Origin of the sequence: Protofrankia sp. Cas4 (genome assembly GCF_963555915.1) — a bacterium.
GTDB lineage: Bacteria > Actinomycetota > Actinomycetes > Frankiales > Frankiaceae > Protofrankia.
The window spans coordinates 20,419-40,454 of record NZ_CAUVXL010000014.1 but is presented as its reverse complement, the minus strand read 5'-3'; the positions used below and the strand labels follow the sequence as shown (position 1 = coordinate 40,454).

General features: G+C 67.7%; 19 protein-coding genes. 13 read left to right on the top strand and 6 right to left on the bottom strand.

The window, feature by feature from the left end; translation table 11 throughout:
* From U9979_RS01530 to U9979_RS01515, 4 genes are all read right to left on the bottom strand, one after another.
* The coding region (locus U9979_RS01530; RefSeq protein WP_322777956.1) for a hypothetical protein at window positions 1-325 on the bottom strand (325 nt) is incomplete at its 3' end.
* Between the two features lie 58 nt (window positions 326-383).
* Window positions 384-1,697 carry a B12-binding domain-containing radical SAM protein gene (locus U9979_RS01525; protein WP_322777955.1) on the bottom strand — a complete coding sequence of 438 codons (1,314 nt, stop codon included), beginning with the start codon at window positions 1,695-1,697 and terminating at the stop codon, window positions 384-386.
* Window positions 1,698-1,778: 81 nt separating this feature from the next.
* Window positions 1,779-2,510 (bottom strand): AAA family ATPase, encoded by a 732-nt coding sequence (locus tag U9979_RS01520; protein ID WP_322777954.1) that lies wholly within the window; start codon window positions 2,508-2,510, stop codon window positions 1,779-1,781.
* A 298-nt stretch (window positions 2,511-2,808) separates the two neighbouring features.
* Window positions 2,809-3,375 (bottom strand): hypothetical protein, encoded by a 567-nt coding sequence (locus tag U9979_RS01515; protein ID WP_322777953.1) that lies wholly within the window; start codon window positions 3,373-3,375, stop codon window positions 2,809-2,811.
* A 197-nt stretch (window positions 3,376-3,572) separates the two neighbouring features.
* Between U9979_RS01515 and U9979_RS01510 the strand changes: the two genes are divergently transcribed.
* From U9979_RS01510 to U9979_RS01490, 5 genes are all read left to right on the top strand, one after another.
* The gene (locus tag U9979_RS01510) at window positions 3,573-5,150 is read left to right on the top strand and encodes a helix-turn-helix transcriptional regulator (RefSeq protein ID WP_322777952.1); all 1,578 of its coding nucleotides are present in this window, start codon (window positions 3,573-3,575) and stop codon (window positions 5,148-5,150) included.
* A gap of 348 nt (window positions 5,151-5,498) precedes the next feature.
* Window positions 5,499-6,242, top strand: a complete 744-nt coding sequence (locus U9979_RS01505; protein WP_322777951.1) for a helix-turn-helix domain-containing protein — start codon at window positions 5,499-5,501, stop codon at window positions 6,240-6,242.
* Between the two features lie 191 nt (window positions 6,243-6,433).
* Complete coding sequence (locus U9979_RS01500; protein ID WP_322777950.1) at window positions 6,434-7,003, top strand: heme-binding beta-barrel domain-containing protein; 570 nt, start codon at window positions 6,434-6,436, stop codon at window positions 7,001-7,003.
* Window positions 7,004-7,065: 62 nt separating this feature from the next.
* Window positions 7,066-7,275 (top strand): type II toxin-antitoxin system VapB family antitoxin, encoded by a 210-nt coding sequence (locus U9979_RS01495; protein WP_322750334.1) that lies wholly within the window; start codon window positions 7,066-7,068, stop codon window positions 7,273-7,275.
* Window positions 7,272-7,709 carry a PIN domain-containing protein gene (locus tag U9979_RS01490; protein ID WP_322756302.1) on the top strand — a complete coding sequence of 146 codons (438 nt, stop codon included), beginning with the start codon at window positions 7,272-7,274 and terminating at the stop codon, window positions 7,707-7,709. The genes U9979_RS01495 and U9979_RS01490 overlap by 4 nt, the downstream gene beginning before the upstream one ends.
* Window positions 7,710-7,799: 90 nt before the next feature.
* Here U9979_RS01490 and U9979_RS01485 read toward each other — a convergent pair whose 3' ends face one another.
* Window positions 7,800-8,678: a nucleotide-binding protein gene (locus U9979_RS01485; RefSeq protein WP_322777949.1), complete on the bottom strand. Its 879-nt coding sequence runs from the start codon at window positions 8,676-8,678 to the stop codon at window positions 7,800-7,802.
* A gap of 222 nt (window positions 8,679-8,900) precedes the next feature.
* Between U9979_RS01485 and U9979_RS01480 the strand changes: the two genes are divergently transcribed.
* From U9979_RS01480 to U9979_RS01465, 4 genes are read left to right on the top strand one after another with little or no spacing between them, the layout of a single operon-like run.
* Entirely contained in the window at window positions 8,901-9,659 is a 759-nt protein-coding gene (locus U9979_RS01480; protein ID WP_322777948.1) for a GNAT family N-acetyltransferase, read from the top strand.
* Window positions 9,656-10,297 (top strand): hypothetical protein, encoded by a 642-nt coding sequence (locus U9979_RS01475; protein ID WP_322777947.1) that lies wholly within the window; start codon window positions 9,656-9,658, stop codon window positions 10,295-10,297. Before U9979_RS01480 ends, U9979_RS01475 begins: the two co-directional genes overlap by 4 nt.
* Window positions 10,294-10,539, top strand: a complete 246-nt coding sequence (locus tag U9979_RS01470; RefSeq protein ID WP_322777946.1) for a zf-HC2 domain-containing protein — start codon at window positions 10,294-10,296, stop codon at window positions 10,537-10,539. The genes U9979_RS01475 and U9979_RS01470 overlap by 4 nt, the downstream gene beginning before the upstream one ends.
* A gap of 2 nt (window positions 10,540-10,541) precedes the next feature.
* Window positions 10,542-11,267 (top strand): hypothetical protein, encoded by a 726-nt coding sequence (locus U9979_RS01465; protein ID WP_322777945.1) that lies wholly within the window; start codon window positions 10,542-10,544, stop codon window positions 11,265-11,267.
* An 8-nt stretch (window positions 11,268-11,275) separates the two neighbouring features.
* Here the strand turns inward: U9979_RS01465 and U9979_RS01460 are convergent, their stop codons facing one another.
* Entirely contained in the window at window positions 11,276-13,702 is a 2,427-nt protein-coding gene (locus U9979_RS01460) for a hypothetical protein (protein WP_322777944.1), read from the bottom strand.
* A gap of 171 nt (window positions 13,703-13,873) precedes the next feature.
* Here U9979_RS01460 and U9979_RS01455 point away from each other — a divergent pair, with 171 nt between their 5' ends.
* The 4 genes from U9979_RS01455 to U9979_RS01440 are packed head-to-tail and all read left to right on the top strand — an operon-like array spanning window position 13,874 to window position 20,033.
* On the top strand, window positions 13,874-14,845 hold the full coding sequence (locus tag U9979_RS01455; RefSeq protein WP_322777977.1) for a MoxR family ATPase: 972 nt from the start codon (window positions 13,874-13,876) through the stop codon (window positions 14,843-14,845).
* Between the two features lie 6 nt (window positions 14,846-14,851).
* Entirely contained in the window at window positions 14,852-16,180 is a 1,329-nt protein-coding gene (locus U9979_RS01450; RefSeq protein ID WP_322777943.1) for a DUF58 domain-containing protein, read from the top strand.
* On the top strand, window positions 16,177-18,516 hold the full coding sequence (locus U9979_RS01445) for a transglutaminaseTgpA domain-containing protein (protein WP_322777942.1): 2,340 nt from the start codon (window positions 16,177-16,179) through the stop codon (window positions 18,514-18,516). Before U9979_RS01450 ends, U9979_RS01445 begins: the two co-directional genes overlap by 4 nt.
* Window positions 18,513-20,033, top strand: coding sequence for a protein kinase domain-containing protein (locus U9979_RS01440; protein ID WP_322777941.1), 1,521 nt, complete (start codon window positions 18,513-18,515; stop codon window positions 20,031-20,033). The genes U9979_RS01445 and U9979_RS01440 overlap by 4 nt, the downstream gene beginning before the upstream one ends.
* Window positions 20,034-20,036: the final 3 nt, after the last annotated feature.

Sequence of the window (20,036 nt, the reverse complement as noted above, 5' to 3'; positions counted from 1 at the left end):
CGGTGGCGGCGTGTGCGACGCCGGCCAGGTCCACGGGCAGCAGGTGCAAGGTCTTGCGCATGCACCGCAGCGTGGTGAGTCCTTGCTGGCGGGTGAGCAGGGCGAGCGCGACGTCGGGGCTGGCGGCACGAGCCAGCACCGTGGCGAATGGGCTGGGTAGGCGCGCGGCGTGGATTCCCAGCCCGGCGCCCGCGATCTCGGCGACGGACGACAACCGGCGCTCGGGGTGCAGGCCGTGACGGGACAGCGTCCAGTTCCATAGCTGATGGGCCTGAGAGTGCGTCAGTGTGACGGCCCCGCTGGTCCGGGGTGCAACGGCGCTCACCGGCGGGAATCTATCAGCGGGCCACCACCCGCCCGTGCGTGGACACGTCCGGGTCAGATCATCCCTGCCGGTTCCAGTGCGTTTCGACGAAGTCGCGGAGCCGCCGGTAGGAGTCCTCGGTGTCCTGCCACTGTTCGGGGGTGCCCCACCAGTGCCGGTCGTTGTGGTGGATGTGGAACTTCGACCAGTCCCCGTCCCAGTCAGGCTGGGTGTGTGCGCCGTGGAGGTTGTGCCGGTCGGGATCGGCGTAGACCTGGGTGCCCGGCAGTGGAACGAACCGGAACAGTGACACCCGACTCAGGGAGGTTCCAAGCTCCTGCAGCAGGCTCATCGTCTCGGCGGTGGTCTCGGTGTTCTCGCCGGGGAACCCGTGGATGATGAACGCCTTCGCCTCGATCCCCGCGTCTGCGGTGGCAGCGAACGCCCGTTTGATCTGCGCGCGGGTAGTGTTCTTCCGCATGGCCTTCAGCAGTGCCTCGCTGCCGGACTCCACCCCGTACTTGATCTCGATGCAGCCGGCTGCCGCCATCGTCTTCAGCAGCGGGAGGTCGATCGTGTCGACGCGGGACAGCGCCGACCAGGACAAGCCGAGGTCGGTGATCTGTTCGCAGATATCGCTGACCTTGCGCTTGTTGACGATGAAGTTGTCGTCGACGATCGCGAAACCCTCGACCCCGTAACGCTCGATCAGGTGGACCAGCTCGGTGTGGGCACTGACGCCGCTGCGGTACTGGATTCTGGTCTGCCCGGCAGCGCAGAACGAACAGGGGAACGGGCAGCCCCGCGAGAACATCACGTGCGCCATCCGCAGGTCGCGGCCGGCGAGCCGATCCGAGAGCAGGAAATCTTCGGTCGGTAGCAGGTGTCGGGCCGGCAGCGGCAGGCAGTCGATGTCCCCGATGAGTCGGCGGGGCGGTTCTCGGTGGACCTGCTCGCCATTGGTCCATAGCGTGCCGGTGATGCCGCCAAATGCCCGGGAGGTCACCGCCCGGTCGAGGACCTCGAGGATGGTGTGTTCGGACTCTCCTTCACACATCACGTCCGCGTCGAAGTCGACCAGGGACTCCTCGGGATAGAAATTGGCGTGGACCCCACCTACCATCACCAGCGCGTCCGAGTCTATCCGGCTCGCACGGCGGGCCTGACGCAGGATGCCGTAGGTGGCGGATGAGGCCAGGCTGAACCCGACGGCCTCAAACCCGCTCAGGTCCAGGTCCGGTTCATGGGGGGTCACCTTGCGGACGGCCACGTCGTGCCCGGCGTCCTCCATCACGGCTGCCAAATAAAGGACCCCGAACGGGGGAAACTCCTTGCGCTGTTCAGCGAAACGGGCCATGTCGTACACCTCGGGGTAGAGCAGGACTACGCGCACGGTTGGCTACCTCCGGTTGAGCCAGATGGGCAGGTGGAACGGCCGACCTTCTCGGCCGGCTGATCAGAGAGCGAGGCGGCCTCACCGCGACTCAGAATCTGGGGCCGTTTCCTGTTCGGCACCCGCCGCCAACCGACGAGGGCCTATCCGCAGGATCTCGGCCGGGTACCGCGCGGCGATGCGGGCCAACTCCGCGTGCGGCCGACTCTGCAGGACGCCGGTCACCGCTTCGCGGACGACCGGCGTGAATATGGCAATGCCGGCATCGGCGCACTCCCGGTCCGCTGCTGGAATCAGATGGGAGTTACATACGATGAGGTCGTAGCGGGCGCGATCGGTGAACAAATCGAAACCGTGACGACGGACGAACCTGTCTCGGGTGTCGTGGTCCTTGGCCCGCACCAGCTCACGGCAGTCACGCAGCGACAGGCGCGTACGTTCCTGCGACACCAGGCACTTGCGTGCTCGGGACTCCAGATCGGACTCGATCCATATGCGCACCATCGGACTCGGGCTCAACCACGCCAACGCCCACGTGTCGAACACAGTCCCTTGCCGTGTCGCGGCCAACGCCACCAAATGCCGATCCAGCTCGGCGTCCGCCGCATCCCCCCGTCGTGCAGCCTGGATTTCGTCGAATCGCTCGAACCACACTCCGTCGCTGGGAGTGTCGATCCCGAGAATCGCCAGCATCACATCCGTCGCCGACACATAGTCATAGCCCAGGTCGGCGGCGAGCCGGCGCGCATGCGTCGTCTTGCCGGCCGCGGTCAACCCTGCGAACGCGACATTGGGACGATGGGAGGGAAACACCGGAACCCCTTACGAGGAGGACCCACAGGCGCAGGTCGTCAGTCCCGAGGCGTTATCACTGTAGTTATAGACCCGGGCAGAGCGCGCCATCGTCGTGTCAATCTCAGCAGGTGCGCGGTGCGGTCCTGGAAAGCCGGAGGTAAAATCCCACCGCCGGCCTTGCGTGCGACTAGTAATCCCGGCTTTCCTATTCCGTCGAGTGGGGTCAGACAGCTCACTGGTTGTCTCCCTGTACCCTGGGCCGGCTTCCCCACCTGAGGTGTCCATCCTTGCTAACCTCTGGTGTCCCGGTCGCTGTTTACGGCGTGCGGCGCGACTGCGGTGGGATGGCCCTCACGGGCAGGTGCGACCAGGTCATCCGGTGCCATGACGTCAGGTACCGAGTCAGTGTGCGCACTCCGGGCAACCCTCCCACCGCGTACATGGCGGTGTTCACCTCGTGGGGTCCGCTGCCACCGACCTCGATCAACGCGACGTGCGGGTCACCGTCGTCGGCCACCCATCCGGCGATTCCATGCAGGCACGAGGCTGCGCGCAGCACTGCCTCCCGGTCCGCCGCCGCGATGACCAGCAGCCCGACGGCTTCGGTCGCCGGCAGGGCGAAGAGACCCTGACCGGCCAGTCCGTGATCGGCGACGGTGCGGACCACCGTCCACGTCGGAACCCCGACCTGCGCACGCAGCAGTTCCGCGGTCGCGCCCGGACCTGCGCGCCGTCCGTCGCTGGTGTAGGCGGCGAAAGCCGACTGCCCGTCCTCCGACCGCCCGGCCATCCGTAACCGTCCGTCGCCGACAAGACCGAGCAGTCGCGCCACCCCGGCCATGTCCGACGTGCCATCAAACATCACGTACGTGTCACGCAGCACCTCACACCCCTTTCATCACCCTTCTGCATCCGACTGATCGCACTTGTCGCCGAGCATTGGTCGTGACGTGAATCGGCTCTCGGTCGGGCGTTTGACGACAGCGTGTCCGATCCGTCGCCCTGTCGACACGGGGCGCGGGTGCGCTGCGACAATCGGCTGACACCACCTGTAACCCGTCACGGAAGGACGCCGCGATCGTGCCGGACTCGGACGCCGTACTGGCCGCGCGTGCGGCCCTCGGCGCGGAACTCGCCGCATTGCGGAAGCAGGCCGGGCACACACAGCACAGCCTCGCTCCGCTGATCTACGTTAGTCGCAGCACCCTGGCAAACGTCGAGATCGGCTATCAGCACACGACCAAGGACCTCTGGCAGCGCGCCGACGCTGTGCTCGGTGCCGGCGGGGTACTGGTTCGGGGATACGAGGAGGTTGAGGCCGCCCGACGTGACCAGCGTCAGATGGAAGCCCATGCCGCCCAGGCCGCTCGCGAGGCCCGAGTCGAAGGACAGCGCGCCGTCTCCCAGACGGAAGCACGGGCGCTGCTCGGCCGCCTGGCCCTGGGCCAGCTCGGAGCGCACGCCGCCAACGCGGCCTCCGCATCGGCCAACCAATGGCTACCGAGCGTTACCGACTCGGTTGTCCGGCGTTCGTCGCCAGCGCCCGTTGATCCGCCTAGCGGCAACGTCGGTGCGGGTAGCCTGACCCTACCGGGTGGGCCATGCCAGGTCATTGCGAGTACCGGGGATGTGGTGATCGTGGCGATCGACAGGCGGATCTTCCTCGCCGGTACCGGCCTGCTGATTCCGGGTGCCGGTTTGGAGCTTTCCCGTCACAACATGCATCGTTCTCTGGTTGCTGACCCCTCTGCCGCCGACGTCAGCGAATGGCAAGAGATCGCCTGGGAGCACAGCGTCAGCTACATGACCGTCGCGCCGGGCGAGCTGCTAGGCAGCCTTCAGGTTGATCTCGTGGCACTAGGCAACACCGTGCAAGGTCCACACTCGGACACCGCCAGCCGCGAGCTGCGTAAGGTCGCGGCGCTCCTTGCCGCCGTGACCGCGCACACCGTCGCCAACCTCGGCGACATCCGGTCCTCCCGCCGATGGTGGCGGACTGCCAAACAGGCCGCCGACGAGTCCGGTGACGTGCAGACCCGCCTGTGGATACGCGGACGAGAAGTTCAGCAGGCCCTGCACGAGCCGCGGGCTGTGCCGGTCATCCTCGACCTGGTGGCAGAAGCTGAAACCATCCGCGCCGGCCTCCATACGCCCCCTGCCGCCCTACCTGGCCTGCTGGCAGGCAAGGCCCAGACCTTGGCCCGCGCGGGCCAGGCCACATCGGCCGAAGCCGCCTTGCGCGAAGTGCGGGACAACTTCGACGCCCTGCCCGTCGATACAACCGGAGACACGGAATCGTTGTTCGGCTGGTCCGAGCGCGCGGTGCGCTTTACCGAGAGCTATGTCTATGCCAACCTGGGCGACTATGCCCGCGCTGACCAAGCGAACGCGGCGGCCCTTGCGCTTTACCCGGCCACCTTCCCGCGTGGCCCGGTGGTGATCGAGTTGCAACGGGCTTTGTGCTTGGTGCGCGCAGGGGACATCCTGCCCGGCGTCGAGCACGCTCACGCCGTCATGACAAGCCTGCCCCGAGAGCAGCACATCCGCCCCATCGCCGACCTAGGCCACAACGTGCTCAGCGCCGTCCCGCCCGCTGAACAGGGCCACGATAGCGTGCAGACCTTCCACGCATACCTCACCCAGCAAGAAGCCGCGTAGCCGGCAGCTGGCGGCTGTGCGCTCGCAGTGCCCGGTCGTAGTCCTCGGCGGCCAACTCCATCCGAATGCGTCGTATGTCGGCGGGGTCGGCTTCGCTGTACCTGGAGATCGTGACCTGGCCGGCTCCGGTCCGTTGTTCTCTGTGTAGCCGCACGACGGTGCCGATGATCCGCGTGTTCTGTTCGCCGGTGTTCCCACGGCAGCCGTGCCGGTCGCCGGCCTGCGATCACGGACTCCTACGAACGGTGACCGAATCTCGCGAGGACACCGCGCCTCTCCACATCCAAAGGGCTCGCGAACTGTTGGAGTTCGAGCCAGCCGAGGCGGCTTTGATAAAATACCGCTCCCATGGGCGACGTAGAGCTACTCGATCAGGTCCGTCGATTGCGCAGTGAGGGGAAGCCTCCGAAGGCGATCGCCCGCGCCCTTGGCGTGCCGCCCTCGGTCGTCGCCTCCCTGGTACGAGTCGTCGCCGCGGAGCGGGACGCCGTAGCGGGTGAGCCGGAAGTCGCTGGTTGCTGGATCAACGTGGGCTGGAGTCTGGGACTCGCTGTTGACCAGTCACGCGGCTGGGTGGACGAAGATGAAGCAGCGTCGGAGGATGGCATAGGCGGGTTGGTCAGTGTGCTGGTCGCCCGCAGGCACCGTTGGGACAAGGTATCGGTGTGCGGCTACCTGGTTGACGCCTACTGCCTGGGCGTCAAGAACGTCCGTGGCCCCGACATCAAGAACGAACTGGATCTGCGGCGGTTCCTGCCGGACTACTTCTCCACCTACCCGCACGGATGGCAGGACGCGCCGATCGAGCTCGCTCGGCACATTGTGTTCGGCGCCGTCGAGTACGCCCGCGGCCTCGGTTTCGAACCCCACGCCGACTTCACCCAGGCAGCCGACCACCTCGGTACGTGGGAAGGACCGTCAGCCATCACCTTCGGTAAGGACGGTAAGCCGTTTTTCATTTCGGGCCCGCACGATAACCCTCGCGAGGTCATCAGGACTCTGGAACGCACAGTCGGCCCGCCGCCCAACTTCCACTTCCTGGCCCCGCAGGCAGCGCCACCCACCTTTGCCGATGATGATTACTTTCTGTAATTAGTCGGAGCTTCTGGCCGTTCAGGCCGGACCCGCACCCACGAAGTTCCGGGACCATCTACTCGGATGCCGCCAGTCTCACGGGCCGAAATCTGCCGGATCCGCCCGCATTACCGGAGTCGACCGGTAACGTCCTGGCTGTCGGACTGTGACGGTCCGGGAGGTTCGAGCCGGGTGAAGAGGGGTTCCGAGTGGAGAGCGTGCAGGCCACCGAGTTCGGGCCGTTGGCGGCGCTGGCCGGGGAGTGGGAGGGCGACGAGGGTCTGGACGTGGCCTTCTCGAACGCCGAGGGCCGCATCGTCGAGACACCGTTCCGCGAGCGCATGTCGCTCAAGCCGTTCGGCCCGGTGGAGAACGGCCCACAGGTGCTGTACGGCCTGGACTACCGCACCGCCGCGTGGCGCATCGGCGAGGAGAACCCGTTCCACACCGAGCTCGGCTACTGGCTGTGGGATGCCGTTGCCGGCCAGGTGATGCGGTGCTTCACCGTGCCCCGCGGCCAGAGTGTGCTGGCCGGCGGCACCGCGGCGCCGGATGCGACCAGCTTCACCATGCGGGCGGAGGTGGAGTCGGAGACCTACGGCATTCTGTCCAACCTCTACCTGGCGAAGGCCGCCCGCACGACCGGCTTTGAGGTCACGGTGACGGTGCAGGCCGACGGTGTCTTCGCCTACAGCGAGAAGACGTTGATCACACATGCCCGGTGGGATGGCGTGGTCGAGCACACCGATCGCAACGTGCTGCGCCGCATCGCAGGCTGACCGGGAATCACATACTGTTTTCGTATTGTTGATCATATTGCTCGGGCTGTATGATCGGATATATGAAGACGATGATCGATCTTGACGACGAGGCGCTGGCGTTGGCGGCCAAGGAGCTGGGCACCACGACGAAGAAGGACACCGTCAACGCCGCGCTCGAGTTCGTGGCCAATCGTCGCCGTCGTATCGAACAGTTGCTTGATGACCCGTACGCCCTCGGCGTCGGTCCGGACATCGCCGATCAGGAGATCATGCGCCAGGCTCGTCGGTGACCGTCCCGGTCGGTCCCGGCCAGCTCTATCTGATCGACACCTCGGCGCACGCGCGGGTCGGTCATCTGGCCATCCGCAATGTCATCGCCGGGCTCATCGCGGATCGGGCCGCGGCCACCTGCGTGACGGTCGACCTGGAAGCCGGCTACTCCGGTCGTGATCTTACCGACGTCCGCACGATCGCCGAGCGCCGCCGAACCCTCTACGTGACGTTACCGGTCAGCGAGGTCATCGCCGACCGGGCGCGTGATGTCCAGATCCGGATGGCCGCCCGAGGCCACCACCGCGCCGCCGGAGTCATCGACCTGATTACCGCCGCCGTGGCCGAACACCACGGCGCGGTAATCCTGCATTACGACGCAGACTTCGAACACATTGCCGCCACGACCGGGCAGCCACACGTCTGGATCGCTCCCCGTGGCGCCATCGCCTGACACCTGGCCTGTGATTGAACCGCGGTCGGTAGTCCGGTTCTGCAGGCCCGGCCGGGCGGCGGCTGTACGGGGGGCGGGTCAGCGGGCGGGTCAGCGGGCGGGAAAAACGCCGCGCAGGGCGCGGTGAACCTCGCCGAAGGCTGCCCCTATACTCCCGCTGGGAAATCTGATCTCCTGAATTCCGGCGAGGTTGGAAAATTCCTCAACGCCTTCTTCCCGAACGATGATCGCTTTTTCAAAGCCCAGCCTGCCCTGGAACAGCCCGGTCTCGTGTACCACGTTCTGGCGCGACCGGACGGTGCCGAGCTTCGTCTCGTCATCAGCGGTGTGGACGAGTAACGCGAAGTCCACCTGTTGAAGCATCTCCCATACGACGTCTGCTGCCGAGCGGCCGTAACGGAATTCGCTCTCGAAGGTCACCACCCGGTAACCGAACTCGGCCAGGTAGTCCTTGAGTATGCGCCACATCTCGTTCGGCCCGCCGTGTCCAATGAAAATCGTCGGCTGTGTCGTGTCGCCCGCCCATCCTTCGTCAGCCGCCTCGGGCTGGCGCGCACGTGGTACCACCGAAGTCGAATCGCCGATCACGTCGAGAATCGTACGGGACATCCGTTCGTCCGGTAAATCGACTACCAGCGTCGCCCGCGGCGGGCGGAAGCGGTAGTCGAAGGAAAAATCGAAGACCTCACGCCGGGGCCCGCTAAGGATGATCTTGCCATGTTCGGACTGCTCGGGGTCATACCTGCTGAACCACTCCGGCCGGAACACCAGCGCATTCCCGTCGGGCGTGGCCAGGCGACGGGCGACGGGCCGGGCGGGCATCCCCGATGGATACAACTCCAGCGCGACGACGGAGATCTCAACGTCATCGTGGCCACGGCCGTGGCCGTCATCCCACGCGTCTTTCACGAACTCGTACCACATGTCATAGGCGCTCACGAGCTGAGCGTCCGGCACTCGGACAGCCATGCTGACTGTAGCCTTCGGCATTCCCAGCCACGTCCTTTCCCATTGACACCGGCCAGATTACTCCGCCGTACCTGGGCAGGTGCACGCCGTATGCGACGGGTATAAGCGGTGGACCGCGGTGGACGTTCGTCCGGTGCACGTTGATCCGATGGATGCCGATCAAGCGGCTGCTGGATCGGCCGGGTGCTGGTCAGGTGCTGACGAACAGGTGAAGATGAGGGGGTGGTCAGGCCAGGGGAGACCCAGTGGATCGGCGCTCGTGTCCAGAACGGTTTGAAGATCATGAAATTGTCCGAGGTCAGCGAGCCAGCGCTGGAGGCCTTCTACGCAGAGGTGCTGACACCGGCCTTCCCACCGGATGAACTCATTACCTGGGACGAGCTGCGTGAGGCCGCTGCCGGCGATCTGGGTCCCGGCGCGCTGGTCTTCGATGGCGAGACCCCGCTGGGGGGAATGCTGGGCGAGATCTATCCCCGATCAGGGGTACTCCTGCTCAGCTATATCGCGGTGCGGCCCGAGGCGCGTGGCCGGGGCATCGGTCAGACCCTGCTCACCGACGTCATCCCCCGATGGCGGGCAGCCATCGGGCCGTCTCTGGTGATCGCCGAGATCGAGGATCCGCGTTTTCACCAGCCGAATGTCTACGGCGACCCCGACGCGCGGCTCAGGCTGTACCACCGGACGGGCTCCACGCTTGTCCCCATGCCGTTCTTTCAGCCGTCCCTGCGGCCTGACGTGCCACGGGTCTTCGACATGCTGCTGATCTGTCTCGGCGAGACCGCGCAGACCGTGTCGGCAAAGATCGTGAGCGTCTTCCTCGACGAGTACTTCGAGCTGTGCGAGGGGAGCGAGGTGCTCACCGCCGACCCTGACTACCAGGTGCTACGGCAGTTCTGCCAGCGGGGCGATGACGGCAGGCTCCCGTTGTGGCCGCTTGATCGTGTGGCGGAGATACCGAGGTTCATCGAGGTCAGCAGGTGACCGGAGCACTGCGAACCGCACTCGCCAGGGGGGATGGCGCGGCCGTCGACACGCTGATGAACACCGACCACGCGCTTGCGGTGCTGCTCGCGGAGGCGGTCGGTGCGTGTCCCGAAGCCGTCGCGGTGGTCGCGGTGGTCGAACGCGCCTGGCTCGACACCGTTGCCGTGGTGGTGGCCGACCCGGATCCACCGGTTCGGGTCGCCCTGCTCGGCGCGGTCCTCAGACTGATGCGGGAGGACGGCCAACTCGATGACGCCGCCGCCACGACCGACAGTGCCACCGCGAGATCGCCAGAGTCAGAGCCATCGCCAGAGCCAGAGCCATCGCGAGCGGGCTTCTTTCTGCCGCCGGATGACCGCTGGGCGGGATGGTGGAACGTTGACGTGTCGTCCTGGCCAGCCGGTTGGGTGCCCACAGCCGAACAGGTGCGTCATGCGGTGCGTCGCCTTGCGCTGAACCAGCGGACGCTGCTCATCCTCCGGGACGCGGCAAAGCTGTCGGCGACCGAGGCCGCTCCCATCACGGGTACGGAACCCGATGACCAGGGCAGACTTCTCGACAGCGCCCGGGAGGCCTACGTCGCTTACCTCGATGAAGAGTGCAGGGCCGTCGATTCCGGGGCTGAGCGCCGATGAGGGCGAGGGACGTCAGCTGTGAGGTCATCTTCGATCTGGTGGGCGCCTGGTACGACGCAGAGCTGACCGACAGTGATCAGAATGCGTTCGAACAGCACCTGCTTTTCTGCCCGCCGTGTCTTGCCTACAGTGACCGGGTGCGACGATCGTTGGCGGCGTTGACGGCGGCGGCCACCGTGGTGGTTCCCGCGGGGCTGGCGGACAGGCTGGCCGCAGTGGTCGAACGGGTTCGTGATACGTGACGATGAGCTACTACAAGTTCCTCCGTCCGGCGGGGACGGGCCCGTTCACCGGCTATGACTGGGGAACGGTGCCGGGAACCTGGGTTGACGCCGAGGTCAATGCCGGAGCCGGAGATGTGGTGCCGTGCAGGGACGGTATCCACGCCTGCCGGGTCGAGGACCTGCCCTACTGGCTCACCGAGGAACTCTGGCGGATAGACCTCGACGGCCCGCTCGTCATCCACGAGAACAAGGTCGTGGCCAGACGCGGTCGGCTCGGCACGCGGGTCGAGCAATGGACGCGGGCGGCTGCCCGGGAATTCAGTGTCGCCTGCGTCTGCCGGGTCGCCTACCATGCGGCGGCCGAACTGCGCGACGCCGGCCTGGCCGCGCTTGCCGAGAGCATCGAGGCCGCGGCGGCAGCTTTTGGCCAGAACGGAATCGGCCAGAAGGGAAAGGGTGACTCGCTCGACGAGCATGCTCGCGCGGGCATCGAGGCAGCTGTCCAGGATCCCGGTTCCACGGCCAACCTGTTGTCGGCATACGTGATCGACGCGCTTGAGTCGCTCGACGTCGACCCTCCCGCGGCACTCGCCTACATCGCGGCACGCGCCGCCAACCAGCGCAGCGCCATCCTCGGCGACGCAGCCCACCTCGATGACCCCTACCTCGATGAACGCCGCTGGCAGGCGTCGTGGCTCGCGACCCGGCTCGGACTGCCCGCCCCAGCCGGTTCGTCGGCGCCGTGACGCAGCCGCTATCCGGAGGCAAGGGACTCCACATCGGCGTCCGACGGTGGCTCGTCCTCGTCGAAGACGCTCCATTCGTCCATGAAGGCGGAGTCCGCTGACCTCAACTCGGCGGGTTCCGGCCCGCGCGGGAACAACCAGACGCGTAGGGCGCGTATGTCCGAACGGTCGAACATTCGGTGGACATCATCTGTGCCGGTTCGCTCACCACCCGAAAGCTGACTGCCGGTCAGCTCGGCCCGTCGCTTTGCCTCATCGACACCGGAGTGATTGAAGATCTCGCACAGGCGACTCACCGTCCGGGTTGTCATCTCCTCGTAGAAAACGAGGTTGTAATTGTCCGGAGGGTGCGGGACACCCATGAACCGATAGGCGTGGACGACAGCACGATGGTAGTCGGCGAATGCCTCGTCGGTCTTCCCTGATGCCCAGTACACATCCGCCCGCACACGGAAGAGGTTCGCGATCAACTCCTCGTCCCAGTCATCTGTTTGCGCGGCGAGCCGTTTCAGGCGTTGCGCCGCGGCGGTGATACGGGTGACCGCCTCCTCCAGAGCCTCCCGTTCCAGCGCGAGGTCCGCGGTTTCGAAGAGCAGCCAGGCGACGTTCCAGTCGTCCGTGAGTTCCTCAAAAACAGCCAGCGCCTCTTTGTAGTAACGGTTCGCGGCCAGGTCCGCCGGGTCACGGAATCGCCTGGTGTGCGCGAGAAATATCCTGATCAGGCCATTGACTCGCAGCAGCTCCCGTTCTTCTTCCGCAGTGGCGTCAACACGCGCGCCACGGCCCAGCCCGCAAAGACGTTGGACGAGGAGAAGCCGGTTACGGATGTCGTTCCAGGGAGCGTCGGTCTTGAGGTACCCGGGCGGATAATGGTCCAGCACAAAGCCCAGCGCTTCGCCCAACTGATCGTCCGGATTACGCTGGGTTGCGGTCGCGACGGAGCCGACGTTCCCGGCGAGCGAGTCCTCCTGGTGCCAGGTACGTTCCCAGTCCTCCAGCAGCCGCCGGTTGTAGTCGAACGGGCAGTAGCACCCCCACCACCAGTAGGCTTCCAGGAACACCAGCGCGAAACGTGCCCGGGTGATCGTGCGGTTCCGGGACACCCGCCGGGCGTGGAACAACCACTCCCGCTTGTAGGCCTGCCAGCGGGGGTGTTCGTAGCGATACCAGGAGCTGTAGGTGCCGGTGGTTTCGTCCTCCCATTCCGACACGAGGCGGAAGTAATGTTGGGCGGCCTGCTGGTGCAGGTCCTGCCAGATGCGGGGGTGCATTGTCCGCAGTTCGCGGCTCAGGGAAAGCCGGATGAACTCGTGCAGGCGGAAACGGTCGGACGGTTCGTCGGCGACCGCGACCAGCTGTTCGGCGATGCCGTATCCTTTGAGCGTCTGAATGACGGTTCCCACATCGGGATACCCGTCGTCGCCTTCTGCCAGCAGTTCGGCGAGTAGCGGCTCGTCGAAGGTGTTCACCACAGCGCAGGCATGGACGGCCTTCGACAGCCGGGTGTCCCGGACGGCGTCGATGATCAGTCGGACGAGGCCGGCCCATTTCTCCCACGGATCGTCCGGTAGCCGCTGAAGAGTTCGCCGCAGGTCCGACGCCTCCAGTTTGTCCGGACCCGTCTCGCTGACCAGCTTCGCCGCCAGCGACAGGCCACCGGGATGTCCCGCCGTGAAATCGTGGACGACATCGGCGACACCTGGCCGCAGTGCACCGTCAAAGGTCTGGTCGAGGTAGAGGACGACTTCGTCGCGAGACAGATAGGGCAGCGCCCGGACGTACCAGCGATCCGATCCGGTCGAGAACGTGTGCGGTGAGGGCACCCGGGCGATGACGACCAGAGTGTTGGTCAGGCGCAGCGCCATACGCGCCAGCCAGTGACCCATCTCGTCGTCGACGATACGTTCGAACGAATCCATGGTGATCAGGATGTGCCGACGCCGGCTCCATTCCGCCCAGCCGCTGACGAAAGCGTCGTCAATGGCCGACTGCGACTGGCGGATCCGAGCCTTCACCGTTTCCTGGTCGTCGCTCTCGGGGGTGTCGCGCACACCCGTTTCGGTCTTCGGTGCACCGCCGAGCAGCCGGGCCTCACGCTCGCACAGCTGGCGGAAACCAGCGAACTCCCGAGCTCGGGTACGATCGGTCACCCGAAGCATCAGCTCTCGTGTTCGCGCGAATGTCTCCCACAGGACGGGGGCAGAGGCGCGGGGGCCGTAGGCGTCCCGGAATCCTTCCCGCCGGAACGCGGACATGTCCTCGTTGAAGATGTATACCCGGTTGGCGCCTTCAACCCGACTGACCAGCTGTCGGATCAGCATGGACTTACCCAGGCCGTGAACACCGACAAGGTCGATCACCGACCCTTCGCCCCGGGTGAAGAGCAGGCGTAACGCCTCTGTCAACTCGGCTTCCCGGCCGACGAAAAGATCCATACCGTCCCCTCGGGTAGCAGTGGGTCGGGCTTCAGGATCTCATCACCCGAGATGCGGCACCATGCCGAAGTAGCTGTCGCGCTATCGTGCTGGCGCTGAGACGGTATAGCGCCGCAGCGCTCACGGGGGGCCAAACCTGGAACTGTCTGACAGGAGAGCATGGTGTCCACGATGCCAACCGGCAGTGGTGATCCGTCCGATTTCGCGGCGGCGTTTCAGGCTGTCGTCGACAACGTCGAGCTGGTGGTGCGGGGCAAGACCGAGGCGGTTTCGCTGGCGCTGACCTGCCTGTTCGCCGGCGGGCATCTGCTCATCGAGGATGTTCCGGGGCTGGGCAAGACCTCGTTGGCCCGCTGCATCGCGGCGTCGTTGGAGGCGTCCTGTCACCGCATCCAGTTCACCCCGGATCTGCTGCCGTCCGATGTCACCGGGGTGACCGTCTACCACCAGGGGACCGCTCAGTTCGGGTTTCATCCCGGGCCGGTGTTCGCCCATGTGGTGGTGGCCGATGAGGTGAACCGGGCGTCACCCAAGACACAGTCGGCGTTGCTGGAGGTCATGGAAGAGGGGCGGGTCACGGTCGACGGCCAGCCCCATGCGGTGCCGCGACCCTTCTTCGTCGTGGCGACCCAGAACCCGGTCGACATGGACGGCACCTATGCGCTGCCAGAGGCGCAGCTGGACCGTTTCCTGATGCGGGTTCGGATGGGCTACCCCGACCGTGAGTCCGAGGTGGCGATTCTACGTAACCGTCAGTCGGGCATCCGGGTGGAGGATCTGCGCCCGGTGCTGTCCACCGACGAGGTATTGGCGCTGGTCGCGCAGGGTGCGCGCACCCATGTCGCGGACACCGTGCACGAATATGTCGTCGACGTGGTCGCGGCAACCCGGACGATGCCGCGGCTACGGCTGGGCGCCAGCCCGCGCGGCAGCATCGCTCTGCTGCGCGCGTCCCAGGTCCGGGCGGCCGCGGCTGGACGGGATTTCGTCACCCCGGACGACGTCAAGGCGCTTGCCGTGCCCGTGCTCGCGCACCGGATGCTGGTGGCGGCCGACGCGGAACTGCGCGGCTTCACCGGCGAGGACGCGGTCGGTGAGGTGCTCGGGTCCGTGTCGGTACCCCGGTCGCTGGCCGGGGTGTAACCGGCCGTGGCACCTGCCCGGCGCCACCCGGGCGCGGCGCTTGGCATCGTCACCCCGACCGGGTGGGGGGTGGCCGGCGCGGCGGTCGTGCTGGCGGTGATCTCGGGTGTGCTGCGGTTCGCCGAACTGTCGGTGCTGGCGGTGGGGTGTGTCGCCGCGTTGCTGGCGGCGGCGGTCGCGGTCGCTTACCGTCCGCGGCTGGGTGCGGAGATCGAGGTTCTTCCGGCCCGGGTCCGTCGTGGCGAGGCGGCGATGGCGAGTGTGACGATCAGGAATATCGCCGACCGGCGGAGCGGGGTCCTGCAGATCATCCTGCCGCACGGTGAGACCGCGACCGAAACCCCCCTGCGTTCGCTGGGTGGATCGACGCGGCGCACGATCGCGGTGCCGCTGCCGACCGCGCGTCGGGGAGTGCTGCGGGTCGGCCCGGTGCACGTCCGCAGGTCCGACCCGTTCGGCCTGCTGGCACGCTCGCAGCAGGTCGGGGAAGCGGCTGTGGTCCACGTCCACCCGGTGGTGCATCCGCTGACGCCGCTGGCGTCCGCCCGGTCCAGCAGCCCCGACGGACTGTCCGTGGACAGCCGGACCGAAGGTGGCGTGACCTTCCACGCGCTGCGGGAATACGTGCCCGGTGACGATCCCCGGCATGTGCACTGGCGGTCCAGCGCCCGGGCGGGGACGTTGCTGGTGCGCCGGCATGTCGATCCGAGCGAGCCGGTCACGACCGTTCTGCTGGACACCCGGGCGTACGCCTATCCGTCCGGTGCGGCCGGTGACGGCGCGTTCGACGCCGCGGTGGATGTCGCCGCGTCCGTGCTGTTCGCCTCGGCCCGGCGCCGGTTTCCGGTCCGGTTACGGACCACAGGGGATGTTCGGGTGGCGGGCCGGGGCGGGCGCGGTGACGACCAGGTCGTCCTGGACGCGCTCGCCCGGGTGGAACGCGACGCCGGCACTCTCGACGCGGCCGGTTCCGGTCTCGGTTCCGGTGCCGGTCTCGGTGTCGCGGCATACCCGGATGACGCGCTGACGGCGGCCGTCCGGGGGCTCGGCCGCGGCGGAGTCGGCACACTGACCCTGGTCACCGGCGGAGTCGACGTCGGGCAGGCGGCGGCGGTCGCCCCGGCCGTCAGCCGGTTCGAGCACGTAATCGTGGTCCGGGTCGGCGGTACCGGAATCGAATCCAGCGGCGGGTCCGGTGCGGCCGGGTCCGGTGCGGCCGGCCCTGCCAGGGCGTCGGTTACGGCGGGTAGCGGACGACTGCGTGTTCTGGACGTCGCCGACGCCGCCGCGTTGGTGTCGGTGTGGCCGGCGACATCCGCCGGGAGGATGCGGTGACGGCGACGGTGCCTGCGGTGACGGCGACGGTGCCTACGCAGACGACGGCGTCGCTGCCCCGGGTCGGGAGCTTCGTCGCGGTCACGCTGGCGGCCGGGCTTGCCGGCGGAGCATTCCATCGGGCGTTCGCCGTGGGCGCGCTCGCCGGCCCGGTCGCGGTGGCCGCGGTCGTACCCGTGCTCGCGGTGGCGGCGTTCGCAGGTGTGGCCCGCCGTCGCCGGGTGCCGTTACTGCTGTCCGTGCTGGCATGGGCCGGGCTGTGGCTGGCCGTGGTGGCGCTCACCCTGTTCCGGCACGGTTCGCCGGACGTGCCCGCTGTGCTGCCCGCCGTCGGCGACGGACTGCTCAACGGCTGGGCCCGACTGCTGGAGGTGACGCTGCCGGCGCCGGACTCCCCGGATCTGCTGGTGGTGCCCCAAGCGCTGACGTGGCTGGCGGCCGGTGCCGGTGCGGAACTGGTGGCCAGGACGCGGACGACGCTGCTGCCGATCGTCCCGGCGGTCGTGGTCTTCGCGGTCGGAGTGACACTGACCGTGCCCGGACCGGGCTCGAACCTCCCTGTCGCGGCCGGTCTGGTGGTGGCCGCCGGACTGCTCGCGTTGTACCGCCACGCCGAAGCGCGGCCGTCGACAACCGCTGGCAGTCGCGCTGGCAGTCGCGCCGGCAGTCGCGGTGGCAGCCGCGCCAGGCCAGGATCAGCGCCGGTGTCGGGATCGTTTCCGGGTCGGGCGGTGATCGGGCTGTCGGTGGCGGTGCTCGTCGCCGCGGCCGCCGCACTCGTCGGTCCCCTCCTGCCTCCGGTGCACGGCCGCGGCCCGTACGACGTGCGTGCCGAACGCGCGGTGTCGCTGTACCCGAGGGCCACGGTCAGTCCATTGGATGAGGTCGCGGCCTGGCTCGGCAGTCCAGGCCAGCGGCTGTTCACCGTGCGTACGTCACCGCCCGCGCCCGCGTCGGCCTCGGCCTCGGTGTCGGCGAACATCCAGCTGGCTGTACTCGACCGTTTCGACGGCCAGACCTGGACGTCTTCAGCCCGTTTCTCCCCGGCCGGACGCCGGATTCCGGCGGTGTCCGGGGAGCCGGCGCGTACCGGGGAGATACGGCAGGACGTGGAGATCGACGGTCTGGACGGCGTCCTGCTGCCGACCATGGACCGTCCGGTCCGGCTCGACGGGACGGGTCTGGCTGTCGATGTCGGCAGCGGCGCCCTGCTCAGTACCGTCCCGCTGCATCCCGGCCGCCGGTACACGGTGACGTCGGCGCCGCAGGCCATCCCGGACCAGGCGGTACTCGCCTCCCTGCGGCCGGCCACCGGAGCCGACGCCGACGCGGCTCGTTACCTGCCGCCGGGCTTGCCTGACCTGGTGCGCGACGCGGCCCGGGAGGCGTCCACCGGGGCGGGTACCCCGTTCCAGCAGGCATATGCGCTGGAGCAGTACCTGCGCACCAACTTCACCTACGACCGGACCGCGCCCGCCGGCCACACCTACGGACACCTGAGCTACTTCCTGACCAAGAACAGCGGGACCGGCACGTCCGAGCAGTTCGCGACGGTGTTCGCGGTCGCCGCCCGGACACTGGGCCTGCCCAGCCGGGTCGTGGTCGGGTTCACCCTGCCCGGTGGGCCGGCGAGCACGGCTACCGACACATTGGACGTGCACACCGGCGACGTGCTGGTCTGGCCGGAGATCGATTTCGCGGGTGTGGGCTGGCTGGCGTTCTACCCGACGCCCAAGCAGGGGCAGAGCAGCGGTGGCAAGGTCGCGTCGTCGGCGCAGGGGGAGTCCACCGACCGGGAGCAGCGGGTCGGTGCCGCGGCAGCCGTGCCCGCGCAGAAGCCGACACCGCTGCCCCCGGCCCCGCCACCTGATCGTCACACTCCGCTGTCGGTGTATGCGGGTTTGGCCTCCGGCGGTGTCGTGATCGTTGTCGTCGTCGGCTACCTGGCGGTCGCCGTGGGGGCTCCGGTGGCGCGCCGCCGGCGGCGACGGTCGGCGCGCACCTCCCGCGAGCGGGTGGTCGGCGCCTGGCACAGCGCGGTCGACGTGCTGGCGGGCGCAGGCACAGCCATCCCGGCCGCGTCGACCCCGGTCGAGACGGTCAGGCTCGCGCCAGCCGCGATCGGGGACAGCGGCCGGGCGTCGCTGCTGACGCTCGCGAACCTCGCCACCACAGCTCTCTTCGCCGCGGACGGCATCGCCACCGCCGAGGCGGACACGGCATGGTTCCACGAGAAGCAGCTACGTACCCGGCTGCGGCGGGCGGTGCCGGCACAGCGGCGGATGATGGGACGGCTCGCGCCCAGCCGGGTCGTCCGAGGCGGGAGACATCGATGATCCCCGGTTACGAGTCTTTCACGGCGATCGCGCAGGGCGGGTTCAGTACCGTCTACTCCGCCTATCAGGTCGGTCTGGACCGCACTGTCGCCATCAAGGTGATCAATGCCGATCTTCGGGACTCCGCCGCGGAACGACGGTTCACCAGAGAATGCCGGGCAACCGGGCGTCTCACCGGCCATCCGCACATCATCACGATTTTTCAGACCGGCTCGACCCGGGAGCGGCGTCCGTTCATCGCCATGCAGTATCTGGCCCGCGGCTCGGTTTCCGACCGGCTCCAGCAGGCCGGGCCGATACCGGTACACGAAACCCTTCTCATCGGCGCGAAAATCGCCGGGGCAATGCACGCCGCGCACGGTGCCGGAATCATCCACCGGGATGTCAAACCCGGCAACATTCTGCTCAGTGACACCGATGAACCAGTCCTCAGCGATTTCGGTATCGCCAGCTTGACGGGTATGGAAGGCTCAACGAGCCAGGAGGCCTTCACGCCGTCCTATACCGCCCCGGAAATCCTGCAGGGGGAGGAACCGTCGGTCGCAACCGACGTCTACGCGCTGGGCGCTACCTTGTTCACCATGTTGGCGGGGTCGCCGCCGTTCGGTTACCGCCGGGGCGACAACCCTGCCAGCATCGTGCTACGGGCACTGACCCAGGACGTTCCCGCGCTGCCCCGTGGTGACGTGCCCGAATCCGTGGAGAACCTGCTGCGGACGGCGCTCGCGCGCGACCCGGCGCAGCGCCCGCCCACCGCCGACGCCTTCGCAGCCGACCTCCGCCAGCTGTATGAACGCCTCGGCCACACCGTCCCGCGCATACCACCGGAACCGGTTGGCACGCCAGCGGATGCCACCGCTACGCCCGAGGACCGGGACCGGCCGCGATCCCAAGCCGCACCGGCGGACCATTCGCCAGCAGGCCCCGTCATCGACCCCGATGGTGACCGCCCCGAGAGCGATCCAATGCAGGAGCCCACCGCGGTCCGGCCGCGTCGCCCGGCACCTCCGAAGCCTGCCGCAGAGCCGTCGGACGAGACCCGTGCGTCGAAGCGGCGGCGGATTCTGCTGATGACCGGGGCGGCCGCCAGTGCGATCATTGTGATACTCGTAGTGATGGCCATTCGTGCCCCGCAGCGGTCCAACCCGACGCCGTCTCCGTCGGCCTTGGCGGGGGCTGCATCCCCCACGCTGGCGTCCACGCCAGTGCCTGCTCCCTCTGAGGATCTTCAGGCCGCCCGTCCGAACATTACAGATGCCACCGACATGGGCACGGTTGTCACGCTGAGGTGGCGAAACGGGTCGCGGCCCGCCAATCTGGTGGTGCAGACGGCGGCTCCCGCGGGCTCACCCCAGGTACCGGTGCAGCCGTTGCCCCCCGGTGCGGCCGTGACCGAGATTCCTGATCTCGACCCCGCGCGGGGCTACTGCTTCCGAGTCGGCGCCGTGCTCGCCGTCAGCTCCTACGCCTGGTCCGACTACCGCTGCATCCGCGGCGCCACCCCACCTCCATCTTGATCG